The organism is Porphyrobacter sp. AAP60 (assembly GCF_001296025.1).
In the GTDB taxonomy this organism is placed as follows: Bacteria; Pseudomonadota; Alphaproteobacteria; order Sphingomonadales; family Sphingomonadaceae; genus Erythrobacter.
Genome location: NZ_LJHV01000014.1, coordinates 62,939 through 81,018, shown reverse-complemented (window position 1 = coordinate 81,018; position 18,080 = coordinate 62,939). Strand labels below are relative to the sequence as shown.

The window sequence follows — 18,080 nt, the reverse complement described above, 5'->3', positions numbered from 1 at the left end:
CTGTTTCTGGCAGGCGCCCGCCGCACCATGGACCCGCGGGCGCTGTTCGCGGTGCATTCGTGGCGTGACGAGAAGGGCCGTGAGCCTGATGATTTCGCCCCGGATGCGCCGGAAAACCGGCTCTATCTCGATTACTATGCCGAAATGGGCATGCGCGCCGATGAAGCGCGGGCGTTTTATGCAATGACAAATTCGGTGCCGCACGCCGGCGCGCTGTGGCTTGAAGGGGCAGAGATGGCGCGCTGGATTGCGCCTGCTGCACCAGCGCCGCGTGCCCCTGCGGCGCAGGAATTGCCGTTGCTGTTCGAAAACGGATTGCGGTTGGCGCTGGCGCGCTCGGGCGCTGCTATGGTTGATGCGGTGCGCGGGCCGTGGGCCTCGCAGAGCCTGGTGCGGCCAATCCCCGCTGCCGCCCCGCAGCTGGCCTACGCCGATCTTGGTGCAGGTTTGCTTGACTCAGGGGTGGCTTTCCCATAACGGCACCCGCCTGTTCACCGTCGCAAACCCTGCGGCCACGGTTGGCGCGTGGGCAAAACCTGTCGCAGGCCAGTCGGTAACTTTTCGAGGATGATATGAAGCGGACGTTCCAACCCAGCAATCTCGTGCGCGCCCGTCGTCACGGTTTTTTCGCACGCAAGGCGACCCCGGGTGGCCGCAAGGTGCTGCGCGCCCGCCGCAATCGCGGCCGCAAGAAGCTCTGCGCTTAATTTTCTGGCGCCCTCAGGCGCCGGGCGCGGGCCGTCCGGCCCACTTGGCTTACGCGGCATAGGCCGCGGCGGGCAGTCGCCCTTGCGGGCTCCCTTCGGGAGCCCGTTTGCGTTATCGGCCAACTCATGATCTCGGTCATCACCAAACGCGCGGATTTTCTTCGCGCCAACTCCGGCACTCGTAATGCGCGCGCTGGATTCGTGCTATTGACCCGCCCGAACGATGGACAGGGCATCCGCTTCGGCATCACCGTCACCAAGAAGATCGGCAACGCGGTCGTGCGCAACCGCATGAAGCGCCGGTTCCGCGAATTGCTGCGCGCCGCGCTGCCGGTGCAGGGCCTGCCTGACCACGATCACGTGCTGATCGGCCGTGCGGGCGGGGTGGAGCGCGATTTCGCGCTAATGGCCGAGGAACTTTCCAAAGCCTTGGAACGCGCACGTGAAGGCAGGGGTGATCCATCCGGCGGCCGCCGCCCTCGCAAAGGGGACCGCAAGCGTTGAAGCAGATTCTGATCCTCATCGCGCGCGGCTGGCAGCTTGGCCCATCGCGCATTCTGCCGCCGTCCTGCCGCTATGCGCCGTCGTGCAGCCAGTACGCGATCGAGGCGATCGGCAAGTATGGTGCGCTCAAGGGTGGATGGATGGCATTTAAGCGGCTAATGCGCTGCCACCCTTGGGGAGGGCACGGTCACGATCCCGTTCCCTGAGGGCAAAACCCTTAGGGGTGGAAATCGCACTGCCTTAACCCCATAACACACCTGTCATCGCATTTTCTCGGGGCATACACTTGGACAATCGCAATCTTCTGCTCGCCGTTCTGCTTTCGGGCCTGCTCATTCTGGGGTGGGACGTGGGGATGCGCTATTTCTATCCGGAAGCGGCGCTTTCAACGCAGGCCATGCCGACCGATCCTGCCGCCGACGGCAGCATTCCGGGCGCGGCGCCGGCGGTTGATGCGGGCAGTCTCGGCGGGGAAGCAGCAGCGGCGCGCAAGGTCGATCTTGCAGCAGAGCTTGCCAGCGCAAACCGCGTCGCAATTGACACTCCGCGTGTGGCGGGTTCGATCAACCTCGTCGGCGCGCGTATCGATGACATCGTTTTGAAGGATTACCGCGAAACGGCGGCCAAGGATTCCGGCCCCGTGCGCCTGTTCGCGCCCGAAGGCACGCCAGGCCAGTATTTTGCCGAGTTCGGTTTTGTCGCGGGCGGTGTGCGCCAGCCATCAACGGCAGTGTGGCAGGCTGACGGCGCGAAGCTGACGCCGGAAACGCCGGTTACGCTGACCCGCACCGATGCTGCCGGCGTCACCTATGCGATCCGTTTCGCGGTTGACCAGAATTACATGATCACCGCCACGCAGACCGCGAACAATGCGGGCGCTGCGGCGGCGATCATCCAGCCGTTTGCGCTGATCAAGCGGACCGATCGCTTTGCGACCATTGATCAATGGATTGCGCACTCCGGCCCGGTCGGCGTGTTTGCTGGCACGTTGTGGGATCCGCATTCCTATGATGAACTGGCCGAACTCGGCAGCGAAAAGCCCGAAGGCAAGGCAAGCTGGCTGGGCTTTACCGATCAATACTGGCTGAGCGCACTGGTGCCCGGAAAGGGCGAGACCGACAGTGCAAGCTTCCGTTCGCTGGGCGATAACCTGTTCCGCAGCGATCTGCTCTACGCCGCCACAACCGTTCCGGCGGGCGGCAGTCTGACGCAATCGACCCGCCTTTATGCCGGTGCGAAGGATAGCCAGATTCTCGATCTTTACGAAGATAGCGGCATCACAAATTTCGGCCTCGCGATCAGCTGGGGCTGGTTCGCGGTGGTTGAAAAGCCGATCCTGTGGCTGCTGCGCACGCTCAATGGCCTCGTTGGCAATTTCGGTCTGGCGATCATTCTGCTGACGGTGATCATCCGCGGGCTGATGTTCCCGATCGCGCAGAAGGGCTTTGCCTCGATGGCCTCGATGAAGGCCGTGCAGCCCAAGATGAAAGAGATCCAGGAACGTTTCAAGGACGACAAGCAGCGCCAGCAGCAGGAAATCATGAAGCTGTACAAGGACGAGAAGGTCAATCCCTTGTCTGGCTGCCTGCCGATGCTGATCCAGATCCCGGTGTTCTTCGCGCTCTACAAGGTGCTGGTGCTGGCTATCGAGATGCGGCACGAACCCTTTATCCTGTGGATCAAGGATCTTTCCGCGCCCGATCCGGCGCATATCCTCAACCTGTTCGGGGTGCTGCCTTATGACGTGCCGGGCTTCCTCGCCATCGGCCCGCTCGCGGTGCTGTTGGGCATCACCATGTGGCTGACCTTCCGGCTCAACCCGACCGCGATGGACCCCGTTCAAAAGCAGATGTTTGCCATCATGCCATGGATCCTGATGTTCGTCATGGCGCCGTTTGCGGCCGGCCTGCTGCTTTACTGGGTGACATCGAACATCCTCACCGTGGCGCAGCAGAGCTACCTTTATTCCAAGCACCCGCAATTGAAGGCGGCGAAAGCGAAGGCCGGTGAAGCGGCACCGGGCGGAAAGGCCAAGGGATAGCCGCGTGACCGAGATCGACGAAGCTGCGCAAACCGCGCGTGAAGAAGCCGCATCGAGGTTGTTTTCGGGGCCGGTGGATTTCCTGCTGTCCGCGCCGCAGTTGCAATTCCTGCCCGATCCGGTGGTGCCTGAAATCGCGTTCTGCGGACGCAGCAACGTGGGCAAATCATCGCTGCTCAACGCGCTGACAGGCAGGCGGGCGATTGCGCGTGCATCGGTAACGCCGGGACGCACGCAGGAATTGAACTTCTTCGATATCGGCAGGCCAGAGGAAGAAAATCCTCTGCCGCTGTTCCGGCTGGTCGACATGCCCGGTTACGGCTTTGCCAAGGCCCCGGTGAAGGTCGTCGAAAAGTGGAAATCGCTGGTCAAAAGCTACCTGCGCGGGCGGCAGGTGCTCACCCGCACGCTGGTGCTGGTCGATAGCCGCCACGGGCTGAAGGAAGTTGACCGCGAGATGATGAAAATGCTCGACGAAGCGGCCGTCACCTACCGCATCGTCCTGACAAAGACCGACAAGATCAAGGCGAGCGAGTTGGACAAGGTCGCTGCGGCAACCGCCGCCGAAGCCAAGAAGCATGTCGCCGCCTATCCCGAAATCCACCTGACCAGCGCCGAAAAGGGCATGGGCATCGCGGCCCTGCGTGCCGCGGTGATCTCCGATGCGCTGGGTGAGGGCTGGGAGGGCTGAAAAGGGCCGAGCCCTATTCTTTCGAACGGCGATAGCCCGCTGCCTGCGCCTGACGTTCGGTGCAGAACAGGTCTTCGGGGCGGGTTTCTTCATAATAGCGCTGCCCCGGTAGATGGTAGATCCATGGGCCGCGGATGCTGCGATTCCCTTTGATCGCGCAGCCCAGGGCGTTGGTGAAGCGCCGTTCCGGCCCCGGCCGTTCAGCAGCGGGTCTAGCGCCGCCTTCCCGATTGGCCGTCCGGACAATCCGAGTCACCGCTTTGGGATTGGCCGCGCGCCATTCGGCAAAGGGCTGATAGGTCGCGGCCCATAATCCATACTTCAGCTGCCGCGCGACGCCGGACGCAGCGCCGTATTCATTGGGCGCGTCATCATTGGCCAGTGCCAACCCCCGGCGCACCATTTCGCGGCCAACATCGAACGTCTCGTTCGCGCAAGTGGCAAGCTGGGTGCCATCGTCACTCACGCCCGCGATAGTGCAGGTGACAGGCGCTCGTCCTACGATGGCAGCGAGGCCCTCGGCGGCTTCCGTGCCGCAGGCCCATGCTGCGCCATCGCGTTCGCACGTCTGCCTGATCTCCGGCACGTCAATATACGCAAGTACGATGGCGGTGCCGGTCATCTCCAGTGTCTTGCCGTCGACGATTGTCGCAGGGCCGGTGATCACTTGGGCGTGCAACGGCGCGGCAGCCAAAGCGGCCAGCCCGGCAAGGGTTCGAATGAGCTTCATATCCCCCTCAAAATAAGGGGCATTCCGTTAAAGAGATGTAAGCTCGCCCTATTCGCTGCCGCTCCCGCCTTGCACTCCTGCTTGAGCGAGTATCACCGCCAGCCCGACCGATACCCCGGCGATGAACCTCTCGCGCTCGACCGACAGATATTCGTCGGTGCTGTGGGCGCGGCCGCCGCCTGCGCCTGTGCCGATGGTCAAGGCGGGGATGCCCAAGCTCGTCGGGATGTTCGAATCAGTCGATGATCGGTCCAGTCGCGGATCGAAGCCCGCTGCCGCAGAGGCTGCCATCGCGGCACGCACCAGCGGGTGGTCAGCGGGCGTTTCACCGGCTGGCCGGTCGCCGGTAAGTTGCGGATCGAGCGTGATGGCCCCTGTGCGGGTCGTTCGTGCCGCGTTCTCCTGCGTCACCGCATTATTTGCTGCGGCAAGCATGGCCTGCTCCAGATCGCGCAGCGCTGCCGGATCGCCCGACCGCATGTCCACTTCGAGCACGATTTCCGCAGGGATCGAATTGACCGAAGTGCCCCCGCTCACCACGCTGGCGGCATAGGTCGTCTTGGGGTCAGCCGGCACGTTTACCGCGTAAAGCCCCCGCACGGTTTCGGCCATGGCGATCATCGGATTGACGACCCCAAAGGCAGCGTAACTGTGGCCGCCCGGCCCCTTGAACACCAGCTTGTAACGGCGCGAGCCGGTCGCGGCGTGGACGATCCGCCCGGCATCGGGATTGTCGATCGAAAGGAACGCGCCGATGCGGTCCTTCCACGCACCCTGAGTGAAAAGGTGGCGCACCCCGCGCAGATCGCCCGGGCCTTCCTCGCCCACGGTGGCCACGAACAGGATCGGCTGGCGGGTGGCGATGTTCTGTTGCTCCAGCACCCGAACCCAGGCGAGGATCGAGGCAAGGCCAAGACTGTCGTCACCGATGCCCGGTGCCATCAGCCGGTCGCCTTCGCGGGTGACTGTGATCGGTGTGCCTTCGGGGAACACCGTGTCGAGATGGGCGGAAACGACAAACACCGGGCCATCCGTGGTGCCCGGACGCAGGGCGAGGACGTTGCCTTCTTCGTCGATGGTTACATCGGTCAGGCCCGCTTCTCGCAGCATATCGGCAAAGGCTGCGGCGCGGCGTTCTTCCTTGAACGGCGGCGCGGGGATTTCGGTAATGGTGATCAGATCGGTGATGATCCGGTCATATTGCCCGTCCAGATGCTGTTGCAGCGGCGCAGGCAGGGCGCCTGTGGCAGCGTCCTGAGCCTGCGCGGGCGCAATATGCAGGGCAAGGGCTGCGGCCAGCGCCGCCATTCGCATCACGTTTTTCATCATCATTCTCCCTTGCGCCTATTTGGCGAACAGTTTGCTCGCATCCGCGAACGCCTTGAACTCCAGCGCATTGCCTGATGGATCGCGCAGGAACATGGTGGCCTGTTCGCCCGGCTGGCCTTTGAAGCGGATAGTGGGTTCGATCACGAAATCCGCAGCCCCTGCCCGCAGCCGCTGCGCCAGCGTCTCCCATTCATCCATCGCCAGCACCAGCCCGAAATGTGGCACCGGCACGCCGTGGCCATCGACATGGTTGCTGGCGCGGTCTCCTGCCTGCCCCGGAGCCAGATGGGCGACGATCTGGTGGCCGTGGAAATCGAAATCGATCCACTCGTCGCTCGACCGCCCCTCGGCGCAGCCCATCACACTGCCATAAAAGTCACGCGCGGCGGCAAGGTCATCGACCGGGAAGGCGAGGTGAAAGGGGGAAAGGTTCATCAACACGGCTCCTTGTTGTGTCCGTCCTAATCCGTTCAGCCTCGACAGTGCCAGCCTTAATAACTAGGGCGAGCGCCAATCAGTCCTGCAGGTGGAGCAGACCGACATGAAACTCATCATCGGCAACAAGAACTATTCGAGCTGGAGCCTGCGCGGCTGGCTTGCGGTCAAGCAATCGGGCCTGCATTTCGACGAACTCACCGTGCCTATCATGGGCGAGGAGTGGGACAAGCTGAAGCACGACATGGGCGAAGTGCAGCCATCCAGCGGCAAGGTGCCGATCCTGTGGGATGGCGATGCCGTGGTGTGGGATAGCCTGGCGATTCTCGAATACCTTGCCGACAAGATCGGGCGCGAACGGTTCTGGCCCAAGGATGAAGCCGCGCGCGGCATGGCGCGGGCGATGGTGGCCGAAATGCACTCGGGCTATCAATCGCTGCGCCGCGAACTGCCGATGAATATTCGCCGCCGGGTTGAACTGCCGGGCCTGTCGGAGACGACCCAGCACGATATCGTGCGCATCCTGACCTTGTGGGCCGAAGCCCGCGCGCGGCATGGTGGCAGCGGGCCGTATCTGTTCGGCACCTTTGGCGCGGCGGATATCTTCTATGCGCCCGTCGTCACCCGTTTTGTCACCTATGGCATCGGCGTGCCGGGCTTTGCGCAGGCCTATATGCAGGCGGTGTGGGAACATGACTGGATGCGCGAATGGAATGGCGCGGCGGAAGAAGAAGAATGGGTGATCGAACAATACGAGCAGGTGGCATGAAGCGGCTGATCGCTGCGCTGCTGGTGGTGCTGGCGCTGGTGCCTGCCCCGGCAAGCGCTTGGGGCTTTTACGCCCACCGCAAGACCGCAGAAATCGCCGAGGCGAATGTCACGCCCGAAGTGCGCGCCAAGATTGCGCGGCTGCTGGCGCAGGAAAAGGCGCTGGCCACGCCCGGATGCCCGCTCAAGACGCTTGAAGATGCCTCGGTCTGGGCCGATTGCATTCGCGGCGAAGGCTGGCGTTGGGGCTATACCGCCGCGTGGCATTACCGCACCGCGCCGATCTGTCAGGCGTTCAACCCGCGCGCGAACTGTTCGGGCGGTAACTGCGTCACCGGACAAATTACCCGCGCCTACCGGATGCTGGCAGATGAAAGCCTGCCCGCGCCGATCCGGCTGGAAGCGCTGGCCTTCATGGTGCATTTCGCGGGCGATGTGCACATGCCGCTGCATTCGGGCGATAACGAGGACCGCGGCGGCAATGACCGCGAAGCCGATTACGGGATCAGGCCGGGCTACAACCTGCACTCGATCTGGGACGGCCCGCTGGCCGAACGTGCGATCAGCGATCCCGCCGATCCGGTGGTGCGGCGTTATTCGCCTGCCGAACGCGCGGAACTCGGCGGCGGCACGCCCGATGACTGGGGCCGTGAAAGCTGGGAAATTGCCCGCAGCTTCGTCTATCCCACCGCCTTCGACAACGACGATGTCTGCGCCGCGCCGCTGCCGGACAAGACCGCGCTCAGCCAGGAAGACATTGTTCGCGGCGTGCCGATTGCCAAGCGGCGGGTGCAGCAGGCGGGCCTCCGGATCGCCGACCTTTTGACCAGCGCTTTCGCGCCAGGGCCATTGGTGGTGGAGGAACGGCGACGCTAAAAGTCGCTGCCGTCCTTGCGATGGAAGCCGCGCCCGTTGGTCAGGTGCATGTCGATATCGGGATAGTGGCATGCGCTCGCCAACGGACGCCCGATCGCGACAAAAATGCACGCCTGATCCGTACGGTTCTGCAGCACATGGCCATTGCCGTCATTCTTGGGAAACGCCGCGATGTCGCCGGCTCGCATCATATGCTCTCCCTCGTCGTCGACGAGCACGGCCTCGCCGGACAGCATGACGACAAATTCGTCCTCATCCTCGTGCCAGTGGCGGTGTGCTGACCATGCTCCGGGCTCGAGCACGACATGGCTTGCGCCGAAGTCGGCAAGGCCGCCCGCAGGCGCAAGATGTCGATACCACCGCCCCTGAACCTCCGCGGCGTGAACCGCCGGATATCCGGTCGCATTGGTCTGGGGAATGGCATCAAGATCGAGCTTGGGCATTCGCGATAACTCCTGCTACGCCGTGAAGAATGCTCGATCCTCTCCACCTTGCCAAGCGCCTGATTGCCGCGCCTTCCGTGACGCCTGCCACCGGCGCGGTGTTCGATGAACTCGAAGCGATGCTGGCGCCGCTAGGGTTTGCTATCTACCGGTTCACGCGCGGCGACGGGCCGGACGGGAGTGACGAGGCTCCGGTTGAAAACCTGTTTGCGGTGCGCGCAGGGCCGCCGGGTTCGCGCCACCTGGCCTTTGCCGGACACCTGGATGTGGTACCGCCGGGGCCAATCGGAGGGGAGAACGGTTGGGCCTCCGATCCGTTCATTCCCGAAGTGCGCGGCGAGTTGCTTCACGGGCGCGGCGCGGTGGACATGAAGGGCGCGATTGCTGCCATGGTCGCTGCCGTGGCCGATGTGCCTGTCGATGCGGGCACAATCAGCTTCATCATCACGGGTGACGAGGAAGGCCCGGCGCTCCACGGCACCCGCGCGCTGATCGACTATATGACAGCGCAGGGTATCCAGCCCGATTTGTGCCTTGTCGGCGAGCCGACTTCGGTCAACCGGCTGGGCGATATGGTGAAGATCGGGCGGCGCGGATCGGTCAATATCTTCATCGATGTGGATGGCACACAGGGCCACGTCGCCTATCCGCACCTCGCCGATAATCCGCTGCCCAAACTGGTCGCCATTCTGGCGGAACTGGACGCGCTGACGCTGGATACGGGGACGCAGTGGTTCCAGCCATCCAACCTCGAAATCACCGAAATTACCGCGCCCAACCGCGCCCACAATGTGATCCCGGCGGCAGGCGCGGCGCGGATTTCGATCCGCTTCAACGATCTCCACACCGGCCACAGCCTGTCCGAGCGGGTGATGGCGATTGCCGAAAAGCACGGCGGCCGGGCGCGGCCCGTAATCTCGGGCGAACCGTTCCTGACCGAACCGGGGGCATTTTCCCGACTGGTTTCAGCGGCGGTCGAGGCCGAAACCGGCATTGCGCCCGAACTTTCCACCAGCGGCGGCACTTCCGATGCGCGGTTTCTGCGCAGCGTCTGCCCGGTGATCGAATTCGGGCTATGCAACGCGACCATGCACAAGCGCGACGAGGCGGTGGCGATCCCCGATCTGGCTGCGCTGGCACGTATCTACACGCGGATTGCGCGCGCTGCTTTGGCATTGGAAAAAGGACAGTAAATTGGGCACCTGGCTGCGCATTCCCCTCTGGCAGCGCGTCATTGCCGCGCTGATCCTCGGCATCATTGTCGGCCGGCTTTGGGGGCCGGGGGCGGAAAGCATCAAGATCATCGGCGATGTGTTTGTCGCCTTCATCAAGATGCTGGTGGTGCCGCTGATCTTCTTCAGCCTTGTCGCAGGGGTCGCCAGCATCGGCGATCTGCGCAAGCTCGGCTCGGTCGGATGGCGCGCGATGCTGCTGTTTGTGGTGACGGGGCAGATGTCGGTGTGGCTGGGCCTTGCGCTTGGCACCCTGATTGCGCCGGGTCTCGGCGTGGATACCTCAGCACTGACATTGGGTGTTGCCCCCGAACCCGCCGATACCAGCTGGCGCGAGATGGTGCTGGGCATGATCCCGCAAAGCCCGGTTAAAGTGATGGCGGACGTTAACGTGCTGCCGCTGATCGTGTTTTCGCTGCTGATCGGCATCGGCATCCTGATGGCCAAGGAAGAAGGCGAGCCTGCGCTCAAAATCTTCGAGAGCGGATCGGTCGTGATGCAGAAAGTCACCATGATCGTGATGGAACTCACCCCGTTTGGCGTCTTTGCGTTGATGGCATGGGTGGCGGGCACGCTCGGCTTCGATGCGCTGGCGGCGCTCGGCAAGCTGGTGTTCCTCAACTACCTGGGCTGCCTGCTGATCATTGCTCTGATTTACGGCGGAATGATCAAGTTCATCGCCAAAGTGCCGGTGATCGGGTTCTTCCGCGGCATGGTGGATGCCATCGCGGTCAGCTATTCCACCGCCAGTTCCAACGCGACGCTGCCGGTGACCTTGCGCTGTGCGGAACGCAACCTTGGCGTGTCACGCTCGGTCGCCAGCTTCGTCATCAGCCTTGGCGCGACGGTGAATATGAACGGCACGGCGATGTATCTTGGCCTTGCGACCTTGTTCGGTGCGCAGATATTCGGGGTCGATCTGAGCTGGGGTGATTACGGCATGATCGCGCTGCTGGGCACGCTGGGTGCAGTGGGCGCGGCAGGGATTCCGGGCGCGGGCCTGATCATGATGGCGCTGGTGTTCAGCGCGGTGAACGTGCCGCTGGAAACCATCGCCTTTGTTGCCGGGGTCGACCGGATCATGGACATGATGCGCACCACCACCAACATCACCGGCGATGGCGCGGTGGCCGTGACAGTGGCGAGCCTGACGGGGGAGCTGGACAAGGCAGAACTGGTCAGCGCGGACGATATTTAGGCCGGTTCAGTCCTTCACATATTCAACCGGCACGAACTCGCCCAGCGTGCAGCCCGCCCCGCGCTGCAACACGCCGCCTATGTTCTGCAAGGCGTAGACGATCTGGTTGGTGCACAACTGGTTGATCGATGTTTCGTAAGTGATCGCCCGGTCAAAACTCAGACCCGGACAGCGCTGATCCATGGTGCTGCGATAGACCTTGCTGCCGTTCATCTCGAAATCGATCACGCGGTCGTTGCGCACCACGGTGGCCCGCACCTGATCGCGCATGATGCAGCGTTGACCTTCGCCCAGCACGGTAACAGCGGGCGCACCCGCAGCAGGGTTGGCATCAGTGGCGCGTTCAACCGGAGCGCAGCCGATGGCAAGCAGCGGAAGGGCGGCGAGGGTAAGACTGCGTGCTGACATAGGGTTTCTCCACCAGAGGCTGGGCCAACATCGCCCTGGCGCTTGAACCGCGCCTTAATCTGCGCCGGCATCCAATGCGGCGCGCCCCTTTGGTGGCTCCAGCACCTTCTTTCTGAAACTGCACAAATCCGCGACCTTGCAGCGCCAGCATTCGGGCGTGCGCGCTTTGCAGACATAACGGCCGTGCAGGATCATCCAATGGTGCGAATCGCGGCGGAACGGTTGGGGCACGCGCTTTTCCAGCTTGGCTTCGACATGATCGGGGGTCTTGCCCTTGGCCATGCCGGTGCGATTGCCGAGGCGGAAGATGTGCGTATCGACCGCGAAAGTTTCCTGCCCGAACCAGCAGTTCAGCACGACGTTGGCGGTCTTTCGCCCGACGCCGGGGAGCGTCACCAGCGCCTCGCGCGTATCGGGTACTTCGCCGCTGTGTTGCTCCACCAGAATGCGGCTGAGCGCGATCACGTTCTTGGCCTTGGAATTGAACAGGCCGATGGTCTTGATGTGATCCTTCAGCCCCTCCTCGCCCAGATCCAGCATCGCCTGCGGGGTTTGCACCTTGGCAAACAGCGCACGGGTTGCCTTGTTCACGCCCACATCGGTCGCCTGCGCCGAAAGCGCCACGGCGACAAGCAGCTGATAGGCATTGCCATATTCCAGTTCGGTCTGGGGCGAGGGGTTGTCCTCGGCCAGACGGCGGAAGAATTCGAAAATCTGGGCCTTGTTCATCGATAAAGGTTCACAGGCCCAGCACATCATTCATGGTGTAGCGCCCGGCACCTTGCCCGCTCAGCCACTCTGCCGCCCGCACCGCCCCGCGTGCAAAGATCATCCGGTTTTCGGCCGAATGCGACAGGGTCAGGCGTTCCTCGCTGCCTGCAAAGATCACCGAATGTTCGCCTGCCACGGTGCCGCCACGTAACGTAGCAAAGCCGATGGCGCCCTCGGCCCGTGCGCCGGTCATGCCGTGTCGGCCACTTTCCATGTTGTCGGACAGGCTGATGCCGCGCCCCGCCGCAGCCGCGTCGCCCAGCAGCTTGGCGGTGCCGGATGGTGCATCCACCTTCATGCGGTGGTGCATTTCCAGCACTTCGATATCCCAGTCCGGCCCCAACCGCGCGGCCGCTTCCCGCACCAGATAGGCCATCAGAGTGACGCCGAGCGAGAAGTTGCCCGATTGCAGCACCGGCACCGCCCGCGCAGCCTCTGCCAGCATCACGAAATGTTCTTCGCCCAGCCCGGTCGTGCCGACCACCACCGGCTTGCCCGCAACTTTCGCCGCGCCGAGATTCGCGCCGAGCGCTTCGGGCGCAGAGAAATCGACCAGCACATCGCACTGCGCCGCGAACGGCCCGATATTGCCGCCCGCATCCACGCCAACACACATTTCATGGCCCGCATCTGCAATCGCCGCTTCCAGCGCCTGCCCCATCCGGCCCTTGTGTCCGATCACCCCGAATTGCAGCATAACCAAACCTCCGTTCGGGCTAAGCTTGTCGAAGCCCCGCCCTTTCTACTACTGCCGTAAAGCGAAAGGCAGTCCTTCGACAAGCTCAGGACGAACGGTGACAGGTTTGAACGCAAGATACCGCCGCATCGTCATCCTTACCGGAGCCGGGATTTCGGCAGAAAGCGGGATCGATACCTTTCGCGCGGCAGGGGGCCTGTGGGAGCAGCACCGCATCGAGGATGTCGCCACGCCCGAAGGGTTCGCGCGCGATCCCAATCTCGTGCTGAACTTCTACGACCTGCGCCGCGCTGCGCTCGCCAATGTCGCGCCGAACCCTTCGCACATGGCGCTGGCGCTGCTGGAGCGGGAGTTCAAAGGCGATCTGCTGCTGGTTACCCAGAACGTGGATGATCTGCACGAACGCGGCGGATCGGCCCGCGTGCTGCACATGCATGGCGAATTGAAAAGTGCGCTGTGCACGTCCTGCGAGACCCGGTCGCCGTGGCTGGAGACGATGATTAACCGCCCTCCATGCCCCGTCTGCCGTGCCCCCACCCTGCGTCCCGATGTGGTGTGGTTTGGCGAAATGCCTTACCAGATGGGCCGGATCTATCAGGCGCTGGAAACCTGCGACCTGTTCGTTTCCATCGGTACCAGCGGTGCGGTCTATCCGGCAGCAGGCTTTGTTCAGGAGGCGCGGGCGGCGGGAGCGCGCACGCTTGAACTCAATCTCGAACCCAGCGAAGGGTCAAGGCTGTTCCACGAAACGCGCCACGGCCCGGCGAGCGTGCTCGTGCCGGAGTGGGTCGAGGAAGTGCTGCAAACCGGCGGTTAACCCAGTTGTGGCATAGCATCGGGATGTCCCGGTGGATGATCATCCTGCTCGCCCTGCTGGCGCTGCCCTATGGCTATCTGGTGCTTTACTGGACCAGTTGCGTGGTCACAGGCTGCCGGTTTGATGGGCACATGCTGTTTTACAGCGTGGTTGCGGTGATCGCAGTCCCGTTTGTCATGCTGATGATCGGCGGAGGCATTATGATGGGCGGGGTGCGTCGCGTGAGCGCGGCTGCAACATTGCGCAACCCCACACCCGCCACTGTGGCCAACGGGGTGGGCGGCGGCTTGCGTTTTTGGATCGGGCTTCTGCTTGTGACCACCGCTCTGCCGGCTTGCGCAGGGCTGTTCTATTACATGCTGCACACACCCAAGGAGGGGCGCGACAGCTTGGGACGCATTTGCGAGACAAAGGGCAGCAGCACCACCTGCCGCCCCGATCCTGACGCGGATCGACCCTCGGACCTCGACAGGCTCAACGCCGCACGCAAACGCAAGCAGTGGTTCGATAGCCTTTGAAGGCGCGTTGCTCAGTTGCGCGGCGGCATGGGGGTTGGCGGGTCATCGGCGCGATCCTGGCTCCAGGCGCGGTCTGACCCCTTGGGAGCGTCGCCCCTATGGTCTGCGCTGGTGGGGTCGATGCTGCCGGGGGTGCCCTCGGGTGGAATATTCGAGGGCTCGCGGCGCTGACGTTGTGCAGCGGCGGCGTCTTCGTGGTGGTCCTGCGCTTTCTTGGCGCGGGTGAATGACCACAGGCCAAAGATCAAACCGGCACCCAGCGTGAAAACGGCCAAAATCATGATTAGATTGCTATTCATCGCATTGTCCTTTCACCGAAAGGTTGCTGCGACATGAGGGCGGGTTTCCCTTACATACCTTGGGTTTGGGGGCGCGCCGTTGCTTTAGTCGGACGGGTCGAAGCGATCACGCTCCGGCGCAGGCCGTGCAGCTGGCATCTTTGGCGATGCGAATGGTGCGCATCCCCGGCGCGAGCCCATCGAGGATGTGCAGCCGGCCCCAGCCCGGATCGCCCAGCATCGCCGTGCCTGCGAGCAGCACCTTGACCGCTTGCAGTGCGGCAAAGCTCCCCGCCCATCCGGCCATTGCACCCAGCATCCCGTCGTCGGCGCAGGTGTCGCAGTCTTCGGCATCGAAGGCATCACCCACAAAGCAGCGGTAACAGGCTTGCTCTGGCAAGTGCCCGGCAAAGGCGGCGACCTGACCCTGAAAGCGGCCCACGGCGGCTGACAGCAACGGAATGCCCGCCGCGACGCAGGCATCGGCAACAGCAAGGCGCGTGGCGAAATTGTCGGTGCCGTCGAGCACCAGGTCTGCGCCCCTGATCAGGCTTTCGGCATTATCCGGCGTGATGCGCGCATCGGACACATCGACGACGAGCGAATCGTCGAAATTCGCGAGCCAGCGCCGCGCCGACACGGCCTTGCCATAGCCCACGTCGCGGGTGGTGAAGATGGTCTGGCGCTGGAGGTTGCTGACATCGACCACATCATCATCGATCAGGCTCAGCCGTCCGATCCCGCTCGCGGCCAGATATTGCAGTGCGGGGCTGCCGATCCCGCCAAGACCGATGATGGCCACATGGCTATGCGCCAGCTTGACCTGCCCCGCACCGCCGACTTCGGGCAGCACGATATGGCGAGCGAAGCGATCAAGCCTTGCCGAAGATAGCGGGGCAGGCGACAGGCTCATGGCTTGTCCGGCGGAGTACGCCGTTCCTGCCGGAACGCACCGATGCCGTGCCACCACAGAAAGCCGATCACTGCGCCCTTGGTCGGCTGGAGCGTCAGCAGCAGCATCACCACCGCCACCGGCAGGATGATCGCCAGCGTGGCCCACGCCGACATGCCGCCGGAGATCATCGCGATCACCACCGGTGCGAGCAGGTGGCCGACCACGAAGATGCCGATATAGGCGGGAAAATCATCAGCCTGCTGCAATGACCAGTCCTGTCGGCAATGCGGGCAGGCATCGACGGGCTTGAGCCATTTGCGAAACAGCGCCGCCTCGCCGCAGCGCGGGCACTGGCCTTTGATGCCACGCAACAGGGCGGCAATCCACCCGGCAGGCAGGGTGATCTGGTCGGGAGAAAGCGGTGCGGAAGGCATGGACAGGCTGTTTACATCCTGTGCGCCGCCTGTCGACAGGTCTGTGGAAAGGCCTGTCGAAAGTGCGGTGCAAAGATTGCGTGAAACCTGTGTGCGATCAGCTTTCCAGCTGGCGCAGCAGGCTGCGCACATCGCCGTCCATATCGGCATCGCGCTGGCGCAGGTCTTCGATCAGGCGCACCGCGTGGATCACGGTCGAATGATCACGCCCGCCGAACTTGCGGCCGATTTCGGGGTAGCTGCGCGGGGTCAGAACTTTGGAAAGATACATCGCCACCTGACGCGGACGGACCACGGCGCGGGCGCGGCGCTTGCTGCTCATTTCCGCGCGGTCGATGCGGTAGAACTGGCACACGGTGCGCTGAATTTCGTCGATGGTGATCCGGCGGCGGTTGGCCGAAAGAATATCGGTCAGCTGTTCTTCCGCGAGTTGCAGCGAAACATCCTGCCCGGTCAGCTGGGCATAGGCGATCAGCTTGTTCAGCCCGCCCACCAATTCGCGCACGTTGCGGGTGATGGTGCGGGCGAGAAATTCGACCACATCTTCCGGCACGTTGATCGCGGCAAAGCGGGTCAGCTTGGACACGAGGATCTTCTTGCGCAGTTCGATATCGGCGGGTTGGATATCGGCCACCAGACCCATCGACAGGCGGCTGAGCAGGCGCGGCTCCACCCCGTCCAGCGCCTGCGGGGCGCGATCGGCGGCAAACACCAGCCGCTTGCCCTCGGCCAGCAGGGCATCGATGGTGTAGAGAAGTTCTTCCTGCGCGCTCGCCTTGCCGATGATGAACTGGATATCGTCCACCAGCAGCAGATCGAAGCTGCGCAGCCGCGCTTTGAACTCGATCGTCTGGCTCGATTTCAGCGCCTGGACGAATTCGACCATGAACCGTTCGGCTGAACAGTAGAAAATCCGCGCGCGCGGGTGGGTCTGCAGATAGGCATGGCCGATGGCGTGCATCAGGTGGGTCTTGCCCTGACCTGTCGCGGCCTTGAGATAGAGCGGCGAGAACTGCGGCTGTTCCAGCGCGGCCATGCGCTGCGCGGCGTTGCATGCGAGGATGTTCGCCTCGCCCGTCACGAAGGCGACAAAGGTCAGCGACGGGTCGAGCCCGACCGAGGATGTGAAGCTGGCATCGCCCATCGCGCCAGCGGCCATCGCAATCGCGGATGCACCATCATTGGCGGGGCGGCGGCCATCATCCAGCCGCAGATCGGGCAGCTGGCGGCGGCCGGGGTGAACCTGGATATTGACGCTGCGCACTTCGCTGCGGGCAATCTTCCACGCCAGTTGCAGGCGGTCATGGAAGCGATCACGCACCCAGTTGGCGGAAAATTCGGTCGGCAGGTAAAGATCGAGCGTACCGGTTTCGCGGTTGATCCCGCCCAGCTGGATCGGCTTGATCCACTGGCTGTGCAGCTGGTGGCCCAGATCCTTGCGCAGCCCCTGACTGATATCGGACCAGTCGGCGGCAAGATTTACAGCTTCTGCGTCTTCCATCAGATGTTCATCCGCCGTTCGGCCGGATGCCCGCGCCTTGTCAAACCTGTGCACAATCTCGTCCCCAATCCGTACGCAAGCCCGCCGACAAAGGTCTGCGAGCACATATTTTCTGCTGCGACAGGCACAGCCTACCCATTCACTGGAAACACGGTTTCCAGTGAGCCCCCATGTCGGCCAATTTGTAAAATACCGGGCTGGTCGGCACCGGTTGGAGCTCTTGTAAAGAACGCTGAGAGAGTTTGCGCAAGCGCGGACTTTTAAAAAAAGTGAAATATTCCTGTTGACTCGGCCCTATGCCGCAGTCTTGCGTTCAAGTTTTTGAAATCGTTGAAAATACACCCCTAAAACCGCGCGAATCGCGGAGAATCCTGACATTTCCGGGGCGTTGCTTTGTTGCATTTGTCGCAAACGCAAAAAGGCCGCGCTGATCAAGCGCGGCCCTTGGAGCGTAAGTCGCCTCATCCAACCCGTAATCGTCCCTTAAGCACGACTACGAGGGGTGCGAAACGAATCAGAGAGTGGCGACTCGGCGGGTCAGACGCGACAGTTTGCGGGCCACGGTGTTCTTGTGCATCACGCCGCGCGCAACGCCGCGCGCCATTTCCGGCTGGGCCGCCTTCAGCGCCGCAGCGGCGGCTTCCTTGTCACCGGCCTCGCAGGCCGATTCGACCTTCTTCACGAAGCTGCGGATACGGCTGATGCGCGCACCGTTGATTTCGGCGCGGGCGGTGTTGCGGCGGATGCGCTTTTTGGCTTGCGGCGTGTTGGCCATAATTCGTGTCTGTCTCGCGTTTGGTTCGGGCC

23 protein-coding genes and 1 pseudogene are annotated in these 18,080 nt (G+C 63.1%); 12 read left to right on the top strand and 12 right to left on the bottom strand.

The annotated features are described in order from the left end of the window. The 6 genes and pseudogenes from IP79_RS15715 to yihA form a co-directional block, all read left to right on the top strand. Positions 1–477, top strand: a pseudogene (locus IP79_RS15715) (hypothetical protein); the annotation flags it as partial. Between the two features lie 95 nt (positions 478–572). Beyond that, positions 573–707: a 50S ribosomal protein L34 gene (gene rpmH / locus IP79_RS12240; RefSeq protein ID WP_036801591.1), complete on the top strand. Its 135-nt coding sequence runs from the start codon at positions 573–575 to the stop codon at positions 705–707. Between the two features lie 126 nt (positions 708–833). After that, complete coding sequence (gene rnpA / locus IP79_RS12235) at positions 834–1,211, top strand: ribonuclease P protein component (RefSeq protein ID WP_054119587.1); 378 nt, start codon at positions 834–836, stop codon at positions 1,209–1,211. Beyond that, positions 1,208–1,417 carry a membrane protein insertion efficiency factor YidD gene (gene yidD, locus IP79_RS15280; protein WP_082337197.1) on the top strand — a complete coding sequence of 70 codons (210 nt, stop codon included), beginning with the start codon at positions 1,208–1,210 and terminating at the stop codon, positions 1,415–1,417. The genes rnpA and yidD overlap by 4 nt, the downstream gene beginning before the upstream one ends. A gap of 80 nt (positions 1,418–1,497) precedes the next feature. Further along, entirely contained in the window at positions 1,498–3,252 is a 1,755-nt protein-coding gene (yidC, locus tag IP79_RS12230) for a membrane protein insertase YidC (protein WP_054119586.1), read from the top strand. A 4-nt stretch (positions 3,253–3,256) separates the two neighbouring features. Next, positions 3,257–3,943 carry a ribosome biogenesis GTP-binding protein YihA/YsxC gene (gene yihA / locus IP79_RS12225; protein WP_054119585.1) on the top strand — a complete coding sequence of 229 codons (687 nt, stop codon included), beginning with the start codon at positions 3,257–3,259 and terminating at the stop codon, positions 3,941–3,943. A gap of 13 nt (positions 3,944–3,956) precedes the next feature. Here the strand turns inward: yihA and IP79_RS12220 are convergent, their stop codons facing one another. The 3 genes from IP79_RS12220 to IP79_RS12210 are packed head-to-tail and all read right to left on the bottom strand — an operon-like array spanning position 3,957 to position 6,437. After that, positions 3,957–4,673: a thermonuclease family protein gene (locus IP79_RS12220; protein WP_054119584.1), complete on the bottom strand. Its 717-nt coding sequence runs from the start codon at positions 4,671–4,673 to the stop codon at positions 3,957–3,959. A gap of 48 nt (positions 4,674–4,721) precedes the next feature. Then, on the bottom strand, positions 4,722–6,005 hold the full coding sequence (locus tag IP79_RS12215; RefSeq protein ID WP_054119583.1) for a M20/M25/M40 family metallo-hydrolase: 1,284 nt from the start codon (positions 6,003–6,005) through the stop codon (positions 4,722–4,724). 12 nt (positions 6,006–6,017) lie between these two features. Further along, positions 6,018–6,437: a VOC family protein gene (locus tag IP79_RS12210; protein WP_054119582.1), complete on the bottom strand. Its 420-nt coding sequence runs from the start codon at positions 6,435–6,437 to the stop codon at positions 6,018–6,020. A gap of 106 nt (positions 6,438–6,543) precedes the next feature. Between IP79_RS12210 and IP79_RS12205 the strand changes: the two genes are divergently transcribed. Both IP79_RS12205 and IP79_RS12200 read left to right on the top strand, forming a co-directional pair. Next, positions 6,544–7,206: a glutathione S-transferase family protein gene (locus tag IP79_RS12205; protein ID WP_054119581.1), complete on the top strand. Its 663-nt coding sequence runs from the start codon at positions 6,544–6,546 to the stop codon at positions 7,204–7,206. Then, the gene (locus IP79_RS12200) at positions 7,203–8,081 is read left to right on the top strand and encodes a S1/P1 nuclease (RefSeq protein WP_054119580.1); all 879 of its coding nucleotides are present in this window, start codon (positions 7,203–7,205) and stop codon (positions 8,079–8,081) included. Before IP79_RS12205 ends, IP79_RS12200 begins: the two co-directional genes overlap by 4 nt. Here the strand turns inward: IP79_RS12200 and IP79_RS12195 are convergent. Further along, positions 8,078–8,524 carry a cupin domain-containing protein gene (locus IP79_RS12195; RefSeq protein ID WP_054119579.1) on the bottom strand — a complete coding sequence of 149 codons (447 nt, stop codon included), beginning with the start codon at positions 8,522–8,524 and terminating at the stop codon, positions 8,078–8,080. The two genes, IP79_RS12200 and IP79_RS12195, sit on opposite strands and share 4 nt — an antisense overlap. A gap of 29 nt (positions 8,525–8,553) precedes the next feature. On the opposite strand from IP79_RS12195, the gene dapE reads away from it, so the two are divergent. Both dapE and IP79_RS12185 read left to right on the top strand, forming a co-directional pair. Further along, positions 8,554–9,717 carry a succinyl-diaminopimelate desuccinylase gene (dapE, locus tag IP79_RS12190; protein ID WP_054119578.1) on the top strand — a complete coding sequence of 388 codons (1,164 nt, stop codon included), beginning with the start codon at positions 8,554–8,556 and terminating at the stop codon, positions 9,715–9,717. A gap of 1 nt (position 9,718) precedes the next feature. Further along, entirely contained in the window at positions 9,719–10,954 is a 1,236-nt protein-coding gene (locus IP79_RS12185; protein ID WP_054119577.1) for a dicarboxylate/amino acid:cation symporter, read from the top strand. Between the two features lie 6 nt (positions 10,955–10,960). On the opposite strand, the gene IP79_RS12180 is transcribed toward IP79_RS12185, so the two are convergent. From IP79_RS12180 to dapB, 3 genes are read right to left on the bottom strand one after another with little or no spacing between them, the layout of a single operon-like run. Beyond that, on the bottom strand, positions 10,961–11,362 hold the full coding sequence (locus tag IP79_RS12180; RefSeq protein ID WP_054119576.1) for a hypothetical protein: 402 nt from the start codon (positions 11,360–11,362) through the stop codon (positions 10,961–10,963). Positions 11,363–11,416: 54 nt separating this feature from the next. Further along, the gene (gene nth, locus IP79_RS12175; RefSeq protein ID WP_054119575.1) at positions 11,417–12,091 is read right to left on the bottom strand and encodes an endonuclease III; all 675 of its coding nucleotides are present in this window, start codon (positions 12,089–12,091) and stop codon (positions 11,417–11,419) included. Positions 12,092–12,101: 10 nt separating this feature from the next. Further along, positions 12,102–12,830, bottom strand: a complete 729-nt coding sequence (gene dapB, locus IP79_RS12170; protein ID WP_054119574.1) for a 4-hydroxy-tetrahydrodipicolinate reductase — start codon at positions 12,828–12,830, stop codon at positions 12,102–12,104. 106 nt (positions 12,831–12,936) lie between these two features. Here dapB and IP79_RS12165 point away from each other — a divergent pair, with 106 nt between their 5' ends. After that, positions 12,937–13,647, top strand: coding sequence for an NAD-dependent deacylase (locus IP79_RS12165; protein WP_054119595.1), 711 nt, complete (start codon positions 12,937–12,939; stop codon positions 13,645–13,647). Between the two features lie 35 nt (positions 13,648–13,682). Next, positions 13,683–14,165 (top strand): hypothetical protein, encoded by a 483-nt coding sequence (locus IP79_RS12160; protein WP_054119573.1) that lies wholly within the window; start codon positions 13,683–13,685, stop codon positions 14,163–14,165. A gap of 11 nt (positions 14,166–14,176) precedes the next feature. Here IP79_RS12160 and IP79_RS12155 read toward each other — a convergent pair whose 3' ends face one another. The 5 genes from IP79_RS12155 to rpsT form a co-directional block, all read right to left on the bottom strand. Beyond that, complete coding sequence (locus IP79_RS12155) at positions 14,177–14,464, bottom strand: hypothetical protein (RefSeq protein WP_054119572.1); 288 nt, start codon at positions 14,462–14,464, stop codon at positions 14,177–14,179. Positions 14,465–14,570: 106 nt separating this feature from the next. After that, positions 14,571–15,356, bottom strand: a complete 786-nt coding sequence (locus IP79_RS12150; protein WP_054119571.1) for a HesA/MoeB/ThiF family protein — start codon at positions 15,354–15,356, stop codon at positions 14,571–14,573. After that, positions 15,353–15,772, bottom strand: coding sequence for a DUF983 domain-containing protein (locus IP79_RS12145; RefSeq protein WP_054119594.1), 420 nt, complete (start codon positions 15,770–15,772; stop codon positions 15,353–15,355). Before IP79_RS12145 ends, IP79_RS12150 begins: the two co-directional genes overlap by 4 nt. A gap of 97 nt (positions 15,773–15,869) precedes the next feature. After that, the gene (dnaA, locus tag IP79_RS12140) at positions 15,870–17,273 is read right to left on the bottom strand and encodes a chromosomal replication initiator protein DnaA (protein ID WP_054119593.1); all 1,404 of its coding nucleotides are present in this window, start codon (positions 17,271–17,273) and stop codon (positions 15,870–15,872) included. Between the two features lie 514 nt (positions 17,274–17,787). Then, positions 17,788–18,048 carry a 30S ribosomal protein S20 gene (rpsT, locus tag IP79_RS12135; RefSeq protein WP_054119570.1) on the bottom strand — a complete coding sequence of 87 codons (261 nt, stop codon included), beginning with the start codon at positions 18,046–18,048 and terminating at the stop codon, positions 17,788–17,790. Positions 18,049–18,080 lie beyond the last annotated feature (32 nt).

What these genes read in the sequence shown, in the direction of transcription:
- rpsT (WP_054119570.1), bottom strand. Translation starts at nt 18,048, where the DNA reads ATGGCCAACACGCCGCAAGCCAAAAAGCGCATCCGCCGCAACACCGCC.
- dnaA (WP_054119593.1), bottom strand. Translation starts at nt 17,273, where the DNA reads ATGGAAGACGCAGAAGCTGTAAATCTTGCCGCCGACTGGTCCGATATC.
- IP79_RS12210 (WP_054119582.1), bottom strand. Translation starts at nt 6,437, where the DNA reads ATGAACCTTTCCCCCTTTCACCTCGCCTTCCCGGTCGATGACCTTGCC.
- IP79_RS12160 (WP_054119573.1), top strand. Translation starts at nt 13,683, where the DNA reads ATGATCATCCTGCTCGCCCTGCTGGCGCTGCCCTATGGCTATCTGGTG.
- dapE (WP_054119578.1), top strand. Translation starts at nt 8,554, where the DNA reads ATGCTCGATCCTCTCCACCTTGCCAAGCGCCTGATTGCCGCGCCTTCC.
- IP79_RS12220 (WP_054119584.1), bottom strand. Translation starts at nt 4,673, where the DNA reads ATGAAGCTCATTCGAACCCTTGCCGGGCTGGCCGCTTTGGCTGCCGCG.
- dapB (WP_054119574.1), bottom strand. Translation starts at nt 12,830, where the DNA reads ATGCTGCAATTCGGGGTGATCGGACACAAGGGCCGGATGGGGCAGGCG.
- IP79_RS12145 (WP_054119594.1), bottom strand. Translation starts at nt 15,772, where the DNA reads ATGCCTTCCGCACCGCTTTCTCCCGACCAGATCACCCTGCCTGCCGGG.
- IP79_RS12205 (WP_054119581.1), top strand. Translation starts at nt 6,544, where the DNA reads ATGAAACTCATCATCGGCAACAAGAACTATTCGAGCTGGAGCCTGCGC.
- nth (WP_054119575.1), bottom strand. Translation starts at nt 12,091, where the DNA reads ATGAACAAGGCCCAGATTTTCGAATTCTTCCGCCGTCTGGCCGAGGAC.
- IP79_RS12180 (WP_054119576.1), bottom strand. Translation starts at nt 11,362, where the DNA reads ATGTCAGCACGCAGTCTTACCCTCGCCGCCCTTCCGCTGCTTGCCATC.
- IP79_RS12150 (WP_054119571.1), bottom strand. Translation starts at nt 15,356, where the DNA reads ATGAGCCTGTCGCCTGCCCCGCTATCTTCGGCAAGGCTTGATCGCTTC.
- IP79_RS12155 (WP_054119572.1), bottom strand. Translation starts at nt 14,464, where the DNA reads ATGAATAGCAATCTAATCATGATTTTGGCCGTTTTCACGCTGGGTGCC.
- IP79_RS12215 (WP_054119583.1), bottom strand. Translation starts at nt 6,005, where the DNA reads ATGATGATGAAAAACGTGATGCGAATGGCGGCGCTGGCCGCAGCCCTT.
- IP79_RS12195 (WP_054119579.1), bottom strand. Translation starts at nt 8,524, where the DNA reads ATGCCCAAGCTCGATCTTGATGCCATTCCCCAGACCAATGCGACCGGA.
- rpmH (WP_036801591.1), top strand. Translation starts at nt 573, where the DNA reads ATGAAGCGGACGTTCCAACCCAGCAATCTCGTGCGCGCCCGTCGTCAC.
- rnpA (WP_054119587.1), top strand. Translation starts at nt 834, where the DNA reads ATGATCTCGGTCATCACCAAACGCGCGGATTTTCTTCGCGCCAACTCC.
- IP79_RS12200 (WP_054119580.1), top strand. Translation starts at nt 7,203, where the DNA reads ATGAAGCGGCTGATCGCTGCGCTGCTGGTGGTGCTGGCGCTGGTGCCT.